Genomic DNA, 17,090 nt, shown 5'->3' with positions numbered 1-17,090 from the left:
ACTATATATAATAAATAAAAATGGATGATATTGGAGGGGAACCGATCCAGTATAGGGAGGGAACGTAAATGTTGAATTTTGACGAACAGTTATTCCTTAAGCTTGTGGAACAAGAGGGCCTGGCCTTTAGAGGACAAATTGAAGAGATTGTAGACGGGATTGCCAAGAAAGGGTACAGCAATATTTTTCTGATTGGTGCGGGTGGCACAATTGCGATGATGTATCCTTATGAGTATATTCTGAAATCAAACTCGACCATCGATGTGCATGCGGCGATTGCTGCTGAGTTTATGGTGATGAACAACAGACATTTCAGTAAGGATTCCGTATGTATTTTTACATCTGTGTCGGGAACCACGCAGGAGACCGTTGCGGCAGCCGAGTTCTGTAAGGAACGGGGAGCGACTACGATTGCACTTGTGGCAGAAAGGGATACTCCATTAACCAAAATTGTAGATCACTGTATCACAACCGGCTCGGAGAAACATTCCTTTGATACATTCTTCATGCTCCTGTACATGGTTGTGTTCCGGTTCATGTATAACAACAATGAGTTCCCTCAATATGAACAGTTCACGAAGGAAGTTGCCTTATTGCCGCGTGCGATTCTGGACGCAGTCAAAACCTTTGACCCTAAAGCGGAAGCTTTTGCAAAAGAACATAAAGATACTGACTATCATATGATGGTTGGCTCCGGCAACCTGTGGGGGAACACGTACTCCTACGCGATGTGTATCCTGGAAGAAATGCAGTGGATTCATGCGAAGTCGATTCATGCGGCGGAATTCTTCCATGGCACGCTTGAGCTTGTGGTTGAAGATACCAGTGTTATTCTGCTGAAAGGCGAAGATGAGACAAGACCACTGATGGATCGGGTGGAAAGATTCGCTGAGAAGATTACGAAGAAGCTGACCATTATTGATACCAAAGACTTTGCCATGGAAGGCATTAGCGAGGAGTTCAGAAAGCATTTTGCCGTAAGTATCAACTGGTCTGTACTAAGCCGTATCAGCGCCTATCTGGAGCGTGAGAGAAATCATCCATTAACACTTAGAAGATACTATCGCCAAATGGAATATTAAGATACGCAGTCTTTAGTTCATTCTATATTGATGCATTTGATTTGAGCACTACTTCGTAGTGCTCATTCTTTAATAGCAGGGAAGGCGGGAGCAAGATGAGAATCATTACAGTCGGGGATAACTGCATGGATGTCTATCAAGCAAGCGGCAAAGCCTATCCTGGAGGCAATCCGGTGAATGTGGCCGTCTATTTAACTGAAATGGGTGCAAAGACGGCCTATCTGGGCTGGGTGGGCACCGACATTTATGGGGAGATCATGATCCAGGCTATTCAGGACAAGGGTGTGGATACTTCCCGAATTTTAAAAAAGGACGGAAAAACAGCGGTAACCTACGTGGAGATGGTGGAGAATGACCGGAGGCTCGGCGAATACGACGAGGGAGTTATGGCACAGTTTTTCCTTACAGCAGAAGAGATCGATTTTGCTGGCCATTATCAGCTTGTCCACTCAGGGATATGGGGCCATGCCGATCCGTACTTTCCTCTCTTTAAGGAAAAGGGCCTGATCACTTCCTTTGATTTCTCGGATCAGTTGCAGGATGATCGGATACAGACATTAACGCCCTACGTAGACTATCCATTCTTTTCGTACACTCAGGATGATGACTATATCCGCCAACTTTTGGTAAAGGTCAAGCAAAGAGGAGCGCAGATTGCTGTAGCTACCTTGGGGGAGAACGGTTCGCTTGCTTACGATGGGGAACAATTCTTTCCGCACGGCGTGGGTAAGGTGAACGTCGTGGATACGATGGGAGCTGGGGATTCCTTCATTGCCGGGTTCCTTTACGGCCGATTGAAAGGGCTTTCAGCAGAGGACTGCCTGGAGCTTGGGACAATTACAGCTGGGAAGACGATAGGTTATTTCGGTGCATGGTGACTGGAGATGATCATCAATGTATAATACTTATTATAATCATTGATGGATAAGGATGAATTTACCATGAATTTGAATCCTTCAACCCCGCAGCCGCTGTACATGCAGATCAGGCAAATGTTGAAGAACGATATCCAGGACGGACGATACAAACCGGATGAACAGATTCCAACCGAAGCAGAACTCTGTGATACTTATAGTGTAAGCCGAATCACTATACGGAAAGCAATTGAGGAGCTCGTGCGGGAAGGAACCCTGACGCGAATTCCTCGTAGAGGCACCTTTGTAGCCTCCAACAAATTTCATAATGAACTGTTATCCGTAAGCGGTTTCTCAGAGTTCAGCCACCAGCTGGGCATGATTCCAAACTCACGGATATTAAGAAGCGAAGTAATCCCGGCATCTGAAGAGGTGGCTGGACATCTTCTTATTGAAGAAGGCAGCCCTGTGTTGGAGCTTGAACGCTTGATGTATGTAGATGACCGCCCGCTTTTCTATGATATAGCCCATTATTCACTCACCCGGTTTCCAGATTTGGAAAAAAAGATCGCAATGAAAGAATCGACTTACAAGATTCTGGCGGAGGATTATAACACCGAGATCGTGAGCAATGACAAGATCATTGATGTGATCGGTGCGACTAAAGATTATGCGAAATTTCTGGAATGTGATATCGGGGCGAACTTATTCCGGATATTGAAAATTGCTTTTGATGCAAACGATGAGCCTGTTCATCTCTCTACATTTATGTGTGAGACGAATCGGGTCAACCTGACGGTCCACCGGGCAAAATAGGTTATGCCCATCAGCATGGCTTATTTTCCAAAAAGGATTTAGCTTCGAAACAATTATACGGGTACTCCAGGACGTAGCTTTATTCATCAGAATTGCTTCTTTTACTTGGACCATGGAGTCATAGGCTCTGCTGGCTTAGCACCGGCAGGCCTTTTTTGTGTGTTGAAATACGAAATTATGTTTTTGTAAGATGATTGCAGGAGTGGTATAGAATTAGATATTTCAACCATAATAAGACAGCCTGTTTAATCCAAACGTAAGAGGAGCAGAAGAATGTGAAAAATAAATGGTTACTGGCATTGTCGTTAACCTTGGCGCTCGTTTTTAGCATGAATCTACTAGTTGTCGTGCAAGCGAAGGCGGGGGAGGATAAGGGGAACATTTGCCTAAGTCCCAAAATGGTGCAACTGAAAGTCGATATGCAGAAGGTATGGATCGATCATACGATATGGACGAGAAGCTATATTGTCAGCGCCATATCTAATCGTCCAGACCAAAAGGATATATTGGACCGACTTTTACGGAACCAACAGGATATAGGCAACGTGATTAAGCCTTATTATGGGGAAGCTGCTGGGAATAAGCTGGCTGATCTTCTGAGAGAGCATATTTTGATCGCAGGGAAAATCGTAGCGGCTGCCAAAGCGGGCAATCAGGCGGACGTGAAAAAGCTAGAGGCGGATTGGCATACAAACGCCGACGATATTGCTAAATTTTTAAGTGAAGCGAATCCGAACTGGCAGTTCAAAACGCTACAAGATATGCTGTATATGCACCTTCAGTTGATTACGGAAATAGTCCTTAACTGTATCAAAGGAGACTGGAAAGCAGATATTGCCGCAACCGATAAAAATGAGATCCATATGATTCATTTAGCGGATATCCTGACAGAAGGAATTGTCAAACAGTTTCCAGAAAAATTTTAAGCGAGCATTATAGACGCTGCAAAGCAGATTAGCTTTTTATAATCACCCCAAAGGTGGCTATGGAAAGCTTTTTTTTCTATCCAATTCTCTACCGAAATACGGACAAAGGAAGAAAGCCCATCTAGCTAACAGCGAGGCTCCAAACTTTTTGAAGATCGCATTTTTTGTATAAAATTGGGACGTAATATGGTGCTAAAAAAAATAAATATTTTATATTATTTGTTTGTGCTAATATATCTCTATTCCATTACAACTAGAAATGAGGATATTGTGTGCACCATGACAAGGAATTAAAGCTTGTAGAAACAAATATTGCGAAAGGGATTGCTGTAGTACTACTTTTGATTCATCATCTTTTTGCTTTTCCTGACAGACTAAAGTACGACTATGTTTCATTATTTAGTTTATTTCATGAAAGAGGGGAGTTCTATTTAGGGCATTTTGGCCAGATCGCAATATCTATTTTTCTATTTTTAAGTGGCTATGGCTTATATAAGAGCAATGTTCAGAATCCACAGCATTTAATGCAGAAAAGCTTTACAAGATTAAGCAAAATCATGATAAACTACTGGGTTGTTTTTTTGCTTTTTATTCCGGTGGGTTTATACTTCTTTGGAACTTCCGATAGATTTCAACATAATTCAATAATGGATTTTTTGCGGAATTTTATAGCGCTGTCCAGTTCATATAATGGTGAGTGGTGGTTTTTATATGACTATATTCTGCTGCTATTAATTTTTCCGGTCACCTTCCAAGCCTTCCAACGTAACGCATGGGTAACTCTTCTAATTGCTGGCCTAGTTTTTTATAATTCATATTCACAAGGAAACTATTACAGTATTATGTATTGGCAGCTGCCTTTTATGATAGGGCTGTTCTTTGCAAAATATAAATTGTACTCATGGATGAGTAAGATTTATGATTCCATTATTTTCAATAATATACTATTTGATGTTATTGTTCTTGTGCTATTATTCCGTTTTCGTACTACGAGTCAATGGTTTGAGAAGACAACGATTGATATGATAATAGCCCCTATAGTTATCCTCGTTAGTATTCATTTAATGAATAAATTAAAACTAACCAAACCTTTCGCTTACCTAGGTAAAAATTCAATGAATATTTGGTTAACCCATACCTTTTTTTGTTATTATTATTTTCAGAGCATTGTTTTCTTCCCCAAGGTATCTATCTTGATTTTGTTGTGGTTAATTCTGTTAACGATACTTACCTCAATTATTGTTAACAGCATCATCAGTCTCATTAATAGCAAGGTGTACACTAAAAATATGGATCTTAATCCAAACCAAGTTGGAAGCCAAGTCTAGGTTGTTTTTTTGCACTCATTCAAGAGCAGTTTAGTTAAATACAAGCGCAGCGTCCATGCTTTTTGGAAGCTGCGCTTTTTTATTGAAATGAGCAGGTTGCAAACCCTATATTTATTTGGTTGAATACTCACTTACTTCAAATGTGAGAATTTTGTTGAAGATTACATAATCTTTGCGATTGCTGAATGGGCCTTTGTTATTATTATGCTTATCAATGGCAAAGAATGAAGCACCTCTGCCCGCATCTTTTGCGTCGTACCAAGCGATGAAGGCATTCAATTCTTTTTTACTCAGATCGAATTCTTTATCAAATCCATTGTCCATCGTTACAGTTAGAATGGCGCGATCACCAGTTGGTTGCGATGATCCATCTGTATCCGATGGGTCAGGTGTTGTAGATGGATCAGGTGTTGTAGATGGGTCGGGTTTTGTTGATGGATCAGGCGTTGTAGATGGATCGGGTGTTGTAGATCCACCTGTAGCTTGATAAGGTAAAAACCCTTCAGGGATTGGATATTTAAACTCACTTGCTCCAAAATTAGCTGCAAAATTTATCTTCTCACCAGTTCCACTTAAAACCGCAGGGAAAATCTGTGTCCCTTCTAATTCAGATGGTTTTATTGAATTAACTCCAAGGGAGACTCCATTTTTGTACCAGGTAATTTTATCGTTATCTAAATCCAATGCAATGCCGATAACGTCACCTGTTCCAAAGCCAGGACTGTAACCTATAATAACAGGTGATTTGATGCTGTTATAAATCGAACCATTGTTTCCATAAATAGTTTGAGCCTGTTGATCTAATTCACCTGTTATTCCTACGAATGATGCAACATTAGTTACTTTTATTTCCCAGTACCATTTTCCATTTGTTTTCCCAACTGTTGCTCTGTCTCTTGTTCCTGAACCATCAAGAGAAGTTACTAAAGAACCATTTGTCCAAGTTACATTTGTAGTCTCAGCTTTTGTAACTGTAGGGAACAATGAGAACACCGAAACTCCAATAAGAAGGGCTAGCGCTATTGTTCCTAGTTTTTTATAAATATTTTTCATGAGTACCTCCTAAATATATGTATTAACAGGTGAATTATAAAACTGGATTGGGATAATTGTCCAAACATTAAATGATATATATTCAAATATGAGTTATATTATGGAATTTAATTTTTAGTGAGGATCATGGGATAATAAACGCAGAAATGCTTGTTGCAGAAGGAATCTATATATAATCTACCGAATGAAAATATTTGAGGTGATCGTTGTGAAACGTACATATAAAGTATTGAAGACAGATATGGAACTGTTCGGAGCCGCTTTGGTCCAGGCGCATGTATATGTGGTATCCGTTGATGAGGAATTACGCATGACGTTTGAGGATTATGGGGGAATAGTAGAGGAGATTAAGCCAGAATCGGTCAAGATTGCAGGTAAAATTTTTATGAGAGACCAGCTTGAGTTTCGGGTAGACTTGGTAGCGGAAGAAAACCCTGAATGATTTAATAACTCCGGCTCAATTTCGAAATTGGATTCGTATGAGACGTTGAACTTCGATATTCATAATGACCTGTCATATCCCATATGACTAAGTAAGTGCTTTTTTGCTCATTTAGAGGAGGGATATCATTGGATGCATTTGTTTCACGCTCATTAGATGAAATACGTTTTTGGTCCAGGATTATGAAGGAGCATTCCTTTTTTCTGGGGTTAGGCTTTAGAGCGGAAGATACTCAACTTAAAACAGAAGCCAATCGGTTTTACGCTATTTTTGAGGATATTGAGAAAAGATCGTATGAATTTAATATCAATACAGATCCTTATACAATCAAAGAGTTTAATACGGAAGTACAGAATGCGGCGACAAATATTTGGGCATTTAAGAGGATGGTATTGGGGCTTATATTACAATGCAAACTTCCTGGACAAACCAATTTTCCCTTACTGGTAGACCATGTAAGCCGGGAAGCGAATTATTTCAGAAATCGTTTAGGGGAACTCAATTCAGGAACGCTTGAACCATTACCCGATGCTATTATTGATGAAAATATTTTTTTCTTAAAGATCATGGCCGATCACGCAAAATTCATAGGCCATTTGCTGGATCCATCCGAACGCAAATTGGTTGAACAAGCTAGGGAGTTTAGTAATGACTTTGATACACTGATGTTCCAAGCGATTGATTTAAGTTATATGCGTCCACAGTCGCAGACCGTTCCACTTCTGAGTCAATTTGTGGATGAAAATCGTGTCTCTGTTAAGTCCTTGCGAGATTTTAAGAAAACAGCGCGTGATTTGATCGACGAGTGCCGAATAAAAAGCATTATCCATCCTCTATTAGCTGATCATGTATTTCGTGAAGCTGAGCGCTTCCTCTTTATTCTCGAAATGTTTGATCAGTCCTTATCCGGCGTTAAGGTGAATAAGAAAGAAATCATGCACTGAGATTCCCAGCAAAACGAATATAGTTTCTGTAAAATGTGCATTGGAAATAAAGTTTTAGATTGAGCAAAAATTCAAACAGCGGCAGAACAAGACTTAATAAATAAAGTCTTAGACTGCCGCTGTTGTTATTCAACTAACGCATTCTAATAGGTTGTCATAACTTTTCTTTTCCATTAACTTTCGAGACCAATATTCACTAAACTTAGATATCCTCTGATGGATTGATAATCGCCAGAACCTGATGGTCCTCCCACTTTCCATTAATTTTTACGTTGCTTCGAGAAATGCCTTCTTTGTGAAAGCCAGCCTTCTCAAGCACACGGATGGACCCTGGATTCCGAGGAGAGGCTTCTCCGACGATCCGATGAAATTTTAGTTCATCGAAAGCGTAGCGAACCACCTGCTTCACCGCCTCCGTCATATAACCCTTGCCGTTATAGGCTTGGTCTAGGCTGTATCCGATCATACAGCTCTGAAGTGGTCCCCTTACTACAAAAGATAGACCTATGCTGCCTATAATCTGATTGTCTTCCTTGTGGCACACCACGAAGGAATATTTCCGATCCTCTACCATGTCAGCCTTACTCTTAATAATCGTTTGGAGATGGTGCTCCTCCGTATAGTGCTCTTCTTGGTGGTTTGGCGAAAACATATCAAAGAACTCCCGATTGCGTCTGTACATTGCTGTCAATTCTGCAACGTCCACCTCTTCTGGGAACCGGACGTATACTTGTTGCTCCGACATCTGCACCATCCTTCCATACAATGATATTGAAGGAATTATATCACAGGATGAAGATGCAAAATTGATTGGATGAGTGGTGTATGTCAGGTAGCAGTCTCTGGATTTTAACTAAAAACATATAGCGAAATGATCATATTGGATATAATATTTTCTAAAAAAGGGAGGTTAGGAAGTATGAATAATGCTTACGAAGTGCTCGAAGAGCGAATATTCGAATGGGGAACTTCTAATGATGAAATATAGCGATTTATATCGTAGGGTCCCGGGCAAGAGAGAATAAGCCCTTTGATGAGTTTTCTGACTCGATAAGACGGGAAATGGAAACCACATCATCCCTCAAACCACAATAATCCCAGGTACTCCTCCGATATCTGAAGAGGCTTATCTACAGGTTGTTAATATAAGAGTATAAATATACGTATCCGGTTGGATTGTTTTTTCCCATATTCAAACCTAGGGGGGGGCAACATGATAAGCATAGATAAGAAGTCGGACACCCTCATTGTTGTGCTGCATGAGATTTATGGAATTAACCAGCATATACAAAATTATTGCAGCTTATTATCAGATGAGGGTTATGACGTGATTTGTCCAAATTTAATAGGCAAAGAAACGCCTTTTGACTATTCGCAAGAGGAAGCTGCCTATGCCCATTTCATAAAAAATATAGGATTCAAACGTGCTTCCTATCATATTGAAAGTTTATTGTTAAGTATTCAAGCTCGCTATAAAAAGGTATTTATCGTCGGGTTTAGCATCGGGGCAACGATTGCCTGGCTGTGTAGCAAAGAAAAATATGTTGATGGAATCGTAGGATACTATGGCTCTCGTATTCGAAATTATTTGGAAATAACTCCACATTGTCCAACACTGCTTTTTTTCCCACAGGAAGAAATATCATTTAATGTGGATGAGCTCATTTCAGCTTTAGACAACCATAATATCCAAATACATAAATTCAGCGGACAGCATGGATTCAGTGATCCGTACTCTCCCCGATATCACGTACATTCAGCTCAGCAATCATTTATCGAAATGGTAGAGTTCTTTAGGAAGACTGATCAATAAAAGCAGTCGTTTGCTTCCAGCCCACACCTTTTTCACTGTTCTGGGGAAACGCACAGTCATAATGTGTGGATTAGTCATATGTATATACATCATTGACTATGAAAAGGAGATGTATGTGGCTGTGGCTACCTTTTATCAAGCTTTCAAGCTGAAGAGTCGGATATGGCGAACGATGCTCAAACGGAACGGAGTAACAGGGATTGGAGTAGGTTATGCTGATCCCAATAGACCGGCAAAGGGCGCGGCGATTGTGGTATACACCTTGAGAAATCTTTCGGCTGTGACGCAAACCAAATTGCAGGCAGTAACCCATAATATAAGTCAGGCTTCTGCGGTACCTATCCGAATTTTAGGTGTGGGTTCTTTCAAAAGGGAAGCGGCGACTCCTACCCAAACGAACCCACGCCAAAGATGGCGCCCCGTGCCCGGTGCGGTCAGTGTAGGAACAACGGTTCCCACCACTGCAGGAGGAACCGGAGGACTCATTGTTATTAAGAATAATACTTTGTTTATTTTGAGTAATGCCCATGTCCTAGTCCCAACGAATACAAACCAATTTCACAATACCATTCAGCCTTCTCCGGCAGATGGAGGCAGAACGGCGGATCAGATCGGGAGAGCTTTTCAATTTGTCCCGCTTACTACGACAGGTGTTAACTTTCAGGACTCTGCCATAGCTATTGCCAATTCAAATAGTCTGCTTAATCCGAGGTATCTGATTAACCAAAGTGGTGGTCTTATTACCGTGCCTGGGCACTTATTGAGCTATCGTCTGGGAATGACGTTTAAAAGAATGGCTAAAACAAACGGCTTCGCCAGAGGAGTCGTGGAGGCGATTGGCGTGGAACAAAGAGTGAGGGGCGATTCGGGAATCGAGATTTTCCGTGATCAAACCGTCATTCGTTTTACCCAGGGACGAACTGGACCTGGAGATTCGGGTTCCGTATGGCTGAATGACAGTAACGATCGGCTGAACAATTATGCAGCCGCAGTTCATTTTGCCGGATCTACCGATGGAATGCGTTCTGTATCTTTCCCAATTGAACGGGCGATGAGAACCTATGGAACCTTGGTTGCCATTCCGGCTGCTGCTGGAGGATATAAAGCAGGTGTGGCAAAAGGAAAGGCTCCAAAAAACAATTATGCCTATGTCCGGCCATTGACGAGAAAACAAAGGTCCTTGTCTCCAGTCATAACATCCAATGCGAAACAAGAAAAGCATTAGAACTATGATTACTTAGCCGATCTCTATCGAAAATACCTCTTTAAAACCTCTTTTACCCTCGGCTGTAATGCGTATCGCTCGGGTTGTGGGCAGATGCTCGACCCAATGTAATTCGAATAATCTGTCTAGAAGAGCACTTCCTAAAGCACCGGCAAGATGATGGCGTCGTTCACTCCAATCCAGGCATTTATGTGAGAAGGAGCGACGCTTTTGTCTTGTGTTCTTGAGGTTGATCTGAAAGTCAGCAAAGAAAATCTCTCCTTGTTGGGTGATATGAAGTCCGTCCTGATCCTCGGAAAGAATCCCCTTTTGCATGAAAAAACTCATGAGCTGTACGCCTAAATGACCCGCAACATGGTCGTAGCAAGTTCTTGCCAACCGTATGGCCTCGTTTTCGGAGGCTTGCTTGAATGACTTGATTGGAACAGGTGGAGCTATGGACAAAAGTGACTCCATCACCTGGGCAACCTCGGGGTCTTGAATGCCATAGTAACGGTGCCGCCCTTGTTTTTCTACAGTAATGACTTGTGCTTCGGTCATTTTAGCCAGATGGAAACTGGCGGTTTGCGGTTTGATGCCTGCCATATGGGCCAGTTCACTTGCCGTGTGGAATCTGCCGTCTAATAGAGCGGTGAGAATGGCTGCACGGGAAGGCTCGCTGACAAGAGAAGCAATCATGGCTACATTCGATTGGGTGCTCATGGCACGGTTATCCCCCTTTGTAATCCATACTTCGATGAAGGTTGAAATGTTTACATTTTACAATAAGGAGGCAGATCTGAACAGAAGGAGAATAAAACATGGACCCAATGAATCCAATAAATCAGATGAATCGTACCCCAAGCATAAAAACGATAAACCCTAGCATTTTATATTACGGAACCCCTGTGATTTTACTCAACACGCTGAATGAGGATGGAACGACCAATATTAGCCCTATTTCCTCCTCGTGGGCATTAGGAGATTGTGTGGTGTTAGGTATTGGAACAGGTGGCAAAGCATTAGAAAATATGGAGCGTCATCCCGAATGTGTAATCAATGTTCCTGGGCCTTCCATGTGGGAAAATGTAGAGCGTTTGGCTCCTTTTACAGGCAAGAATCCCGTTCCAGCGGAAAAAGAGAAAAATGGATTTTCATATCAAAAAGATAAGTATGAGATCAGCGGACTGGCTGCGATTGAATCGAATAGAGTCAAGCCCACCCGAATCAGGGAGTGCCCTATTCAAATTGAAGCCAAGGTGAAGGAGATGCGGATTCCTGACCATTCTCCTTATTTTGCGATCGTCGAAACCCAAGCCATACAGGTGCATGTTCATCAGGATATCATCCTCGGAGAGAATCATATTGATCCAGCAAAGTGGAGTCCGCTCATCTATAATTTCCGCCATTATTTTGGTCTGGGTGAGCATTTGGGCAAAACCTTCCGATCCGAAACTTGATGTTTCAATAAAACAATAATATCATACCTGAATAATGAGAATTATCTTCCCAAATCGTTCTTTTTGTGCGAGAATAGTTGAAAAATCATCCAAGACTACGCATACAGGAAGAGACGATTCATACAGCACGTATAACAAGGGAGGCAATAATCATGTCAGAAGAACGCAAGCTGTCATTCGAAACCCTCGCTGTCCATGCCGGACAAGAGATTGATCCTAATACCTTTGCCCGCGCCGTTCCGTTGTACCAGACCACTTCATATGGATTTCGGGATGCCGAGCATGCGGCTGATTTGTTCTCGCTGAAAGAATTCGGCAACATTTATACGCGTCTGATGAATCCGACTACGGATGTATTCGAGCAACGAATTGCCGCACTGGAAGGCGGAGCTGGCGCGTTGGCCACAGCTTCGGGAATGGCGGCGATTTCCTTCTCCATTCTGAACATTGCCGGAGCTGGAGATGAAATTGTATCGGCCTCCAGTCTGTATGGCGGTACATATAATCTGTTTTCTACTACACTGCCGAAATTGGGTATTAAGGTGCATTTTGTCGATTCGGATGATCCGGAGAATTTCCGCCAAGCCATCACGGATAAAACGAAGGCCATATTTGCCGAAACGATTGGCAATCCACAGGGCAATGTGCTAGATGTGGAAGCTGTAGCGGCGATTGCACACGAATATGGTATTCCGCTGATTGTGGACAACACGTTCCCAAGCCCCTATTTATTACGCCCTATCGAACATGGAGCGGACATTGTTGTGCATTCGGCAACCAAGTTTATTGGCGGACACGGTACGTCTCTTGGCGGGGTAATCGTGGACAGTGGCAAGTTTGACTGGAAAGCGAGTGGTCGTTTCCCCGGACTGACTGAGCCGGACCCAAGCTACCATGGAGTTGTATACACCGAGGCGGTGGGACCTATCGCGTACATTATCAAGGCACGGGTGCAATTGCTGCGTGACTTGGGAGCAGCCATTTCTCCGTTCAATTCATGGCTACTGCTTCAAGGCTTGGAAACATTGCATCTGCGGCTGGAAAGACATAGTCAGAATGCCCTGAAAGTAGCGCAATACCTCGAAAGTCACAAGGATGTGGAGTGGGTCAGCTACTCTGGATTGCCGAGCCATCCATCCTATGAGTTGGCCCAAAAATATTTGCCAAAAGGACAAGGGGCAATCTTGACCTTTGGTATCAAAGGCGGGAGTCAGGCGGGAAGCAAGCTGATTGCGAATGTAAAGCTGTTTTCTCATCTGGCGAATGTGGGCGATTCCAAGTCTTTGATTATTCATCCGGCAAGCACAACCCATCAGCAGCTGAGCGCAGAAGAACAGGTGGCTGCTGGAGTCAAACCGGAGCTGTTACGTTTATCTGTCGGGACCGAAGCGATAGACGATATTTTGTATGATCTGGAGCAGGCAATCGCGGCCAGTCAACAGTAATAAACAGTAGTTGGCGGCTAGTTAGCCCAGTGAGATAGGGCATTTTTGCAGCAGTCGCAAGTGATTTGTGATTCCAATCGGGTTTTGTTTAGGGTTTGAGCAGGCGGGGGTAACCTCTGCCTTTTTTGTTTGTTGACATCATACCCCCATAGGTATATATTATACCCCATAGGGTATATGAGGAGGGGGAAGAAATGGGTAAGAGGATAGTTATTATTGGCGGGGTAGCAGGTGGAGCTTCTGCTGCGGCGAGATTGCGTAGATGGAATGAGGAAGACGAGATTATTCTGTTTGAACGCGGTGAGCATGTTTCTTTTGCAAACTGTGGTCTTCCCTACTATATTGGGGGGACAATTCAGGCACGGGAGAAGCTGTTTCTCCAGACGCCTCAAGGCATTAGAGACCGATTTAATATAGATGTTCGGGTGCTGAAAGAAGTAATACAAATAGACCGCGAGCATAAGCTTGTCCGTTACCGCGATATGATCACAGGAGAGATGGATGAGCAGGCGTACGATATTGTGGTATTGTCGCCGGGAGCCAAACCGATGATACCAGACATTCCCGGACTACATGAAGCTACAAATGTATTTACGTTAAGAAACATTCATGACACCGACCTTATTAAGGCATATGTAGATGAAAGGCAACCCAAGCATGCCACGATAATTGGTGCTGGATTTGTTGGGCTGGAGATGGCTGAAAATTTGCGGGAGCGTGGACTTGCAGTAACCGTTATGGATAAAGGACAACAAGTGTTGAATCCGCTTGACCCTGAAATGGCCAAACTGGTGGAACAGCATATGCAGCTGAACGGGGTGGAGGTGCGTTTAGAGGAAGGAGTCGCAGCTTTTGAAGAACAGGGTACACGGTTACGTTTGACCTCTGAGGAGACGCTTCAGACGGATATGGTTATTTTGGCGATTGGCGTGGTACCTGAAAATGAGTTGGCCAAGCAATGCGGATTGGAACTAGGTTTTCGCGGCGCTATTCAGGTGAATGCACAGCTGCAAACCAGTGATCCGTCCATTTATGCGGTAGGTGATGCCATCCAGGTCAAAGACCGCAATCATGGGTTTGTAACGATGGTATCGCTGGCCTGGGGAGCCAATCGGCAGGGGCGTTTGGCAGCGGATCATATTAATGGTCAGCCGATTTCCTATGATGGTGCGCTCGGAACATCCGTAATTAAGACATTTGCATTGACCGCAGCTTCTACAGGTAACAATGAAAAAACATTGCAGCGGCTGGCTGTTCCTTATCAGACTATTCATATTCATCCTGGTTCACATGCCGGTTATTATCCTGGCGCGTCACCCATTTCTATGAAGCTGCTCTTTCATCCGAAGACCGGGATGATCTACGGAGCGCAGGCTGTTGGGGCTGACGGAGCCGACAAAAGGATTGATGTTATTGCGACGGCGATTCGCGGCCATTTAACCGTCCGTGAGCTGGCAGATATCGAGCTTGCTTATGCACCTCCTTATTCTTCAGCTAAAGATCCAGTGAATATGGCGGGTTACGTAGCTTCGAACATCATGGATGGGCTGGTCCAGACGATACAGTGGCATGAAGTTGACGATTTTCACCGCAATGGTGGTCTTGTTATTGATGTCCGGGATGCGATGGAGCTACAGGGAGGAGCGATTCCAGGTTCTATTCATATTCCACTGGCCGAGATCAGAGAGCGGATGTCGGAAATTCCTCGTGATCTGGAGATCGCGGTATCCTGCCAAGTCGGGTTGCGCGGCTATCTAGCGGCCAGAATTCTGACCCAATTCGGATATCGGGTGAGGAACGTTGATGGCGGCTACAAGACGTACTCAGTTATGGCTAAACGTGATCATCTTTTAAAATAGTTCATCACCCATCCAATTTGATTAAGATGATCCGTTACTTCGCCGTGCAGCGCACCAAAGAAGGTATCTTGTAGCTCTACAGTGATGGTGCCTTTTTCGGATAGTACATGGTAAGCCTGTTTAAGCTCCTCCTCACTCTCACAGTCGAGAATGATTTGGACATGCTGTGCTTTCAGTGGTTTACCGTAGGAATCGGAAAAATGGATATGGCTGCTGCCCAGGTGCAGTTCGGCATGTAAGAGCCTGCCGTCCTGCTTGTTCAGTACTTTGATTTTCCCGCCTAAAACAGATTGGTAGTAGTCAACCGACTGCTGCACATCGTTCACAATGACAAAAGGACTTGCACTTCTCATAAGATCAATTCCTTTCATTTCTTCTATGTAGGGTTGTCTGCTACTATACATTATTTACATTGTCGGCAGGGTTTAGCCCTTTTCTAATCAAATTATGGCTTGGTTCACTGTGTGACGTCTGTTACAATAGAAGAGGTATATATGATGGATAGAAAAGAGGTCGAACAGGTGGGCACTTCAGCGATTTGGGAAGCAGTTATCTATTGGGTGATCTTGGTGATTTCTGCTCTGTGTGTAATTGCAGTATCTGGTAGTCGTAAGACCGCAAGCACAATTATTTTGGCACCCGTTGTTTTGTTCTGTACCATATTTATGATGCAGGGCTCGGTGTTTACTGCTATGAAGCATCCGACCATGGGGGCTAATGTCGGCTTGGGTATGGCGTTTCTGACCACATGGGTAGTCAGCGGAATATTGTTTGCTATAGCGCTTGTGATTGCTTTTATTAAATATAGCAAAAAGAACAAGGCGTAGTTCAGCCTTAACCTCAGATGAACAAAGGCTTTCGGTGATGTACCGAAAGCCCTTTTTGTATTCTCAGTTAACCATAGAGGATGTCTTCGTTCATCTGCGTCTTCTCATGAGCAAAACAACGATCAGCGCAATGATGATTACGATCAATAGAAACTTCATATTCGATAACCTCCTTGATCTGTCTCCTATTTGATATTAACCATTTTTGATAAGTGTGCACCGATGCATCCTAAGCAAGTATCTATTGTCAAATGTTTGGCGAAAATGTGATTGTGGGATCAAAAAGAGGTTTACAGGCTTAGCTGGAAAGTGTATACATAAAGTAAGGAGGCGATTGCCATGAGTGATCGTACATTTCATTTGTTTTATATTATTTTCTTGACGGTTTTGGCGCTTGGAAGCGTTGGAGGAATCTCTTGGTGGTTGCGCTCTATCGGTCGTCAGGAAAAGGAAAAAAACTAAATTCAGCATGGGCATACAAGCCCGTATGCATCTTCCAGTAGGAGGGTGCATTTTTATGTGTTATAATGGGAACATATGTTCTTTAGGAGGGGTAACGATGTTGCCGGATTTGGAACGGAAGCTACTACGTATTTTGTATAATTATTTTGCTCAGCATCGCCATATGCCTACAATGGCTGAATTGTCAGCAAAAACGGGTAAGCGAGACCCTGAAATTACAGCTGCATTGCGACATATGGAACAAGAGCGCTATATCACATGGGAAACTAACACAGGTACCCAGCATATTGTTTTACTGGAAGGATGGGAGCGTCCTTCCAGCTACAAGTCTGCCCAAGTGGAAGCTGGACGCCCTACTACTCAAAAGGTACAGTCCGGTAGTATGGAATATTGGACGAATTATTAGTAGCCATATAAAGCTGGAAAATTAATGAGTTTTTAAGGTGCATATCATTTTGTTTTAAGAAAGCAAGACTATAATGACCCTATTAACCCCTTTTTGATCAAGCTATAGGCCCTGTCGATGTATCGGCAGGGTCACTTTTTTGTTCATAGATGCGTTTTCCGTATATGAA

The 17,090-nt window shown here is 43.1% G+C and carries 19 protein-coding genes; 15 read left to right on the top strand and 4 right to left on the bottom strand.

The window, feature by feature from the left end; genetic code table 11:
• The first annotated feature begins 68 nt into the window (after nt 1-68).
• The 5 genes from G7035_RS05885 to G7035_RS05865 all read left to right on the top strand — a co-directional run bounded on the left by G7035_RS05885 (nt 69) and on the right by G7035_RS05865 (nt 5,006).
• A complete protein-coding gene (locus G7035_RS05885) occupies nt 69-1,082 on the top strand; it encodes an SIS domain-containing protein (RefSeq protein ID WP_019685995.1) in 1,014 nt (337 codons plus the stop codon).
• A 95-nt stretch (nt 1,083-1,177) separates the two neighbouring features.
• Nucleotides 1,178-1,960 (top strand): fructoselysine 6-kinase, encoded by a 783-nt coding sequence (gene frlD, locus G7035_RS05880; RefSeq protein ID WP_019685996.1) that lies wholly within the window; start codon nt 1,178-1,180, stop codon nt 1,958-1,960.
• 63 nt (nt 1,961-2,023) lie between these two features.
• Nucleotides 2,024-2,752 carry a GntR family transcriptional regulator gene (locus G7035_RS05875; protein ID WP_016819462.1) on the top strand — a complete coding sequence of 243 codons (729 nt, stop codon included), beginning with the start codon at nt 2,024-2,026 and terminating at the stop codon, nt 2,750-2,752.
• 275 nt (nt 2,753-3,027) lie between these two features.
• Entirely contained in the window at nt 3,028-3,678 is a 651-nt protein-coding gene (locus G7035_RS05870; RefSeq protein WP_019685997.1) for a glycosyl transferase, read from the top strand.
• A gap of 272 nt (nt 3,679-3,950) precedes the next feature.
• Nucleotides 3,951-5,006: an acyltransferase family protein gene (locus G7035_RS05865; RefSeq protein ID WP_019685998.1), complete on the top strand. Its 1,056-nt coding sequence runs from the start codon at nt 3,951-3,953 to the stop codon at nt 5,004-5,006.
• A 111-nt stretch (nt 5,007-5,117) separates the two neighbouring features.
• Here the strand turns inward: G7035_RS05865 and G7035_RS05860 are convergent, their stop codons facing one another.
• Nucleotides 5,118-6,059, bottom strand: a complete 942-nt coding sequence (locus G7035_RS05860) for an SPRY domain-containing protein (protein ID WP_019685999.1) — start codon at nt 6,057-6,059, stop codon at nt 5,118-5,120.
• Between the two features lie 184 nt (nt 6,060-6,243).
• On the opposite strand from G7035_RS05860, the gene G7035_RS05855 reads away from it, so the two are divergent.
• Together G7035_RS05855 and G7035_RS05850 are read left to right on the top strand one after the other, a co-directional pair.
• Nucleotides 6,244-6,501, top strand: coding sequence for a hypothetical protein (locus G7035_RS05855; RefSeq protein ID WP_019686000.1), 258 nt, complete (start codon nt 6,244-6,246; stop codon nt 6,499-6,501).
• A gap of 128 nt (nt 6,502-6,629) precedes the next feature.
• Nucleotides 6,630-7,445, top strand: a complete 816-nt coding sequence (locus G7035_RS05850; RefSeq protein WP_019686001.1) for a DUF2935 domain-containing protein — start codon at nt 6,630-6,632, stop codon at nt 7,443-7,445.
• Between the two features lie 202 nt (nt 7,446-7,647).
• On the opposite strand, the gene G7035_RS05845 is transcribed toward G7035_RS05850, so the two are convergent.
• On the bottom strand, nt 7,648-8,190 hold the full coding sequence (locus G7035_RS05845; RefSeq protein ID WP_019686002.1) for a GNAT family N-acetyltransferase: 543 nt from the start codon (nt 8,188-8,190) through the stop codon (nt 7,648-7,650).
• Nucleotides 8,191-8,658: 468 nt separating this feature from the next.
• Here G7035_RS05845 and G7035_RS05840 point away from each other — a divergent pair, with 468 nt between their 5' ends.
• Nucleotides 8,659-9,258, top strand: a complete 600-nt coding sequence (locus G7035_RS05840; protein ID WP_019686003.1) for a dienelactone hydrolase family protein — start codon at nt 8,659-8,661, stop codon at nt 9,256-9,258.
• A gap of 109 nt (nt 9,259-9,367) precedes the next feature.
• On the top strand, nt 9,368-10,483 hold the full coding sequence (locus tag G7035_RS05835; RefSeq protein WP_045245102.1) for a hypothetical protein: 1,116 nt from the start codon (nt 9,368-9,370) through the stop codon (nt 10,481-10,483).
• 12 nt (nt 10,484-10,495) lie between these two features.
• Here G7035_RS05835 and G7035_RS05830 read toward each other — a convergent pair whose 3' ends face one another.
• Nucleotides 10,496-11,185 carry an ArsR/SmtB family transcription factor gene (locus tag G7035_RS05830; RefSeq protein ID WP_019686005.1) on the bottom strand — a complete coding sequence of 230 codons (690 nt, stop codon included), beginning with the start codon at nt 11,183-11,185 and terminating at the stop codon, nt 10,496-10,498.
• Nucleotides 11,186-11,283: 98 nt separating this feature from the next.
• Here G7035_RS05830 and G7035_RS05825 point away from each other — a divergent pair, with 98 nt between their 5' ends.
• The 3 genes from G7035_RS05825 (at nt 11,284) to G7035_RS05815 (ending at nt 15,226) form a co-directional block, all read left to right on the top strand.
• The gene (locus G7035_RS05825) at nt 11,284-11,922 is read left to right on the top strand and encodes a flavin reductase family protein (RefSeq protein ID WP_019686006.1); all 639 of its coding nucleotides are present in this window, start codon (nt 11,284-11,286) and stop codon (nt 11,920-11,922) included.
• A gap of 152 nt (nt 11,923-12,074) precedes the next feature.
• Nucleotides 12,075-13,367 (top strand): homocysteine synthase, encoded by a 1,293-nt coding sequence (locus tag G7035_RS05820; RefSeq protein WP_019686007.1) that lies wholly within the window; start codon nt 12,075-12,077, stop codon nt 13,365-13,367.
• 194 nt (nt 13,368-13,561) lie between these two features.
• Nucleotides 13,562-15,226 carry a CoA-disulfide reductase gene (locus G7035_RS05815; protein ID WP_019686008.1) on the top strand — a complete coding sequence of 555 codons (1,665 nt, stop codon included), beginning with the start codon at nt 13,562-13,564 and terminating at the stop codon, nt 15,224-15,226.
• On the opposite strand, the gene G7035_RS05810 is transcribed toward G7035_RS05815, so the two are convergent.
• The gene (locus tag G7035_RS05810; protein ID WP_019686009.1) at nt 15,211-15,579 is read right to left on the bottom strand and encodes a VOC family protein; all 369 of its coding nucleotides are present in this window, start codon (nt 15,577-15,579) and stop codon (nt 15,211-15,213) included. The genes G7035_RS05815 and G7035_RS05810 overlap by 16 nt on opposite strands.
• Before the next feature lie 141 nt (nt 15,580-15,720).
• Here G7035_RS05810 and G7035_RS05805 point away from each other — a divergent pair, with 141 nt between their 5' ends.
• The 3 genes from G7035_RS05805 (at nt 15,721) to G7035_RS05800 (ending at nt 16,921) form a co-directional block, all read left to right on the top strand.
• Entirely contained in the window at nt 15,721-16,053 is a 333-nt protein-coding gene (locus G7035_RS05805) for a hypothetical protein (RefSeq protein ID WP_016819475.1), read from the top strand.
• A 339-nt stretch (nt 16,054-16,392) separates the two neighbouring features.
• Entirely contained in the window at nt 16,393-16,515 is a 123-nt protein-coding gene (locus tag G7035_RS27645; RefSeq protein ID WP_016819476.1) for a hypothetical protein, read from the top strand.
• A gap of 97 nt (nt 16,516-16,612) precedes the next feature.
• On the top strand, nt 16,613-16,921 hold the full coding sequence (locus G7035_RS05800; RefSeq protein ID WP_019686010.1) for a LexA family transcriptional regulator: 309 nt from the start codon (nt 16,613-16,615) through the stop codon (nt 16,919-16,921).
• The last annotated feature ends 169 nt before the right edge of the window (nt 16,922-17,090 follow it).

Origin of the sequence: Paenibacillus polymyxa, assembly GCF_015710975.1 — a bacterium.
Taxonomy (GTDB): Bacteria; Bacillota; Bacilli; order Paenibacillales; family Paenibacillaceae; genus Paenibacillus; species Paenibacillus polymyxa.
This window is presented reverse-complemented; position numbering and strand designations above follow the sequence as displayed.

Coding starts and splice junctions, on each gene's coding strand:
- G7035_RS05815 (WP_019686008.1), top strand. CDS start 13,562: ATGGGTAAGAGGATAGTTATTATTGGCGGGGTAGCAGGTGGAGCTTCT.
- G7035_RS05835 (WP_045245102.1), top strand. CDS start 9,368: ATGTATGTGGCTGTGGCTACCTTTTATCAAGCTTTCAAGCTGAAGAGT.
- G7035_RS05885 (WP_019685995.1), top strand. CDS start 69: ATGTTGAATTTTGACGAACAGTTATTCCTTAAGCTTGTGGAACAAGAG.
- G7035_RS05805 (WP_016819475.1), top strand. CDS start 15,721: ATGATGGATAGAAAAGAGGTCGAACAGGTGGGCACTTCAGCGATTTGG.
- G7035_RS05845 (WP_019686002.1), bottom strand. CDS start 8,190: ATGTCGGAGCAACAAGTATACGTCCGGTTCCCAGAAGAGGTGGACGTT.
- G7035_RS05800 (WP_019686010.1), top strand. CDS start 16,613: ATGTTGCCGGATTTGGAACGGAAGCTACTACGTATTTTGTATAATTAT.
- G7035_RS05830 (WP_019686005.1), bottom strand. CDS start 11,185: ATGAGCACCCAATCGAATGTAGCCATGATTGCTTCTCTTGTCAGCGAG.
- G7035_RS05875 (WP_016819462.1), top strand. CDS start 2,024: ATGAATTTGAATCCTTCAACCCCGCAGCCGCTGTACATGCAGATCAGG.
- G7035_RS05860 (WP_019685999.1), bottom strand. CDS start 6,059: ATGAAAAATATTTATAAAAAACTAGGAACAATAGCGCTAGCCCTTCTT.
- G7035_RS05820 (WP_019686007.1), top strand. CDS start 12,075: ATGTCAGAAGAACGCAAGCTGTCATTCGAAACCCTCGCTGTCCATGCC.
- G7035_RS05840 (WP_019686003.1), top strand. CDS start 8,659: ATGATAAGCATAGATAAGAAGTCGGACACCCTCATTGTTGTGCTGCAT.
- G7035_RS27645 (WP_016819476.1), top strand. CDS start 16,393: ATGAGTGATCGTACATTTCATTTGTTTTATATTATTTTCTTGACGGTT.
- G7035_RS05825 (WP_019686006.1), top strand. CDS start 11,284: ATGGACCCAATGAATCCAATAAATCAGATGAATCGTACCCCAAGCATA.
- G7035_RS05855 (WP_019686000.1), top strand. CDS start 6,244: ATGAAAATATTTGAGGTGATCGTTGTGAAACGTACATATAAAGTATTG.
- frlD (WP_019685996.1), top strand. CDS start 1,178: ATGAGAATCATTACAGTCGGGGATAACTGCATGGATGTCTATCAAGCA.
- G7035_RS05810 (WP_019686009.1), bottom strand. CDS start 15,579: ATGAGAAGTGCAAGTCCTTTTGTCATTGTGAACGATGTGCAGCAGTCG.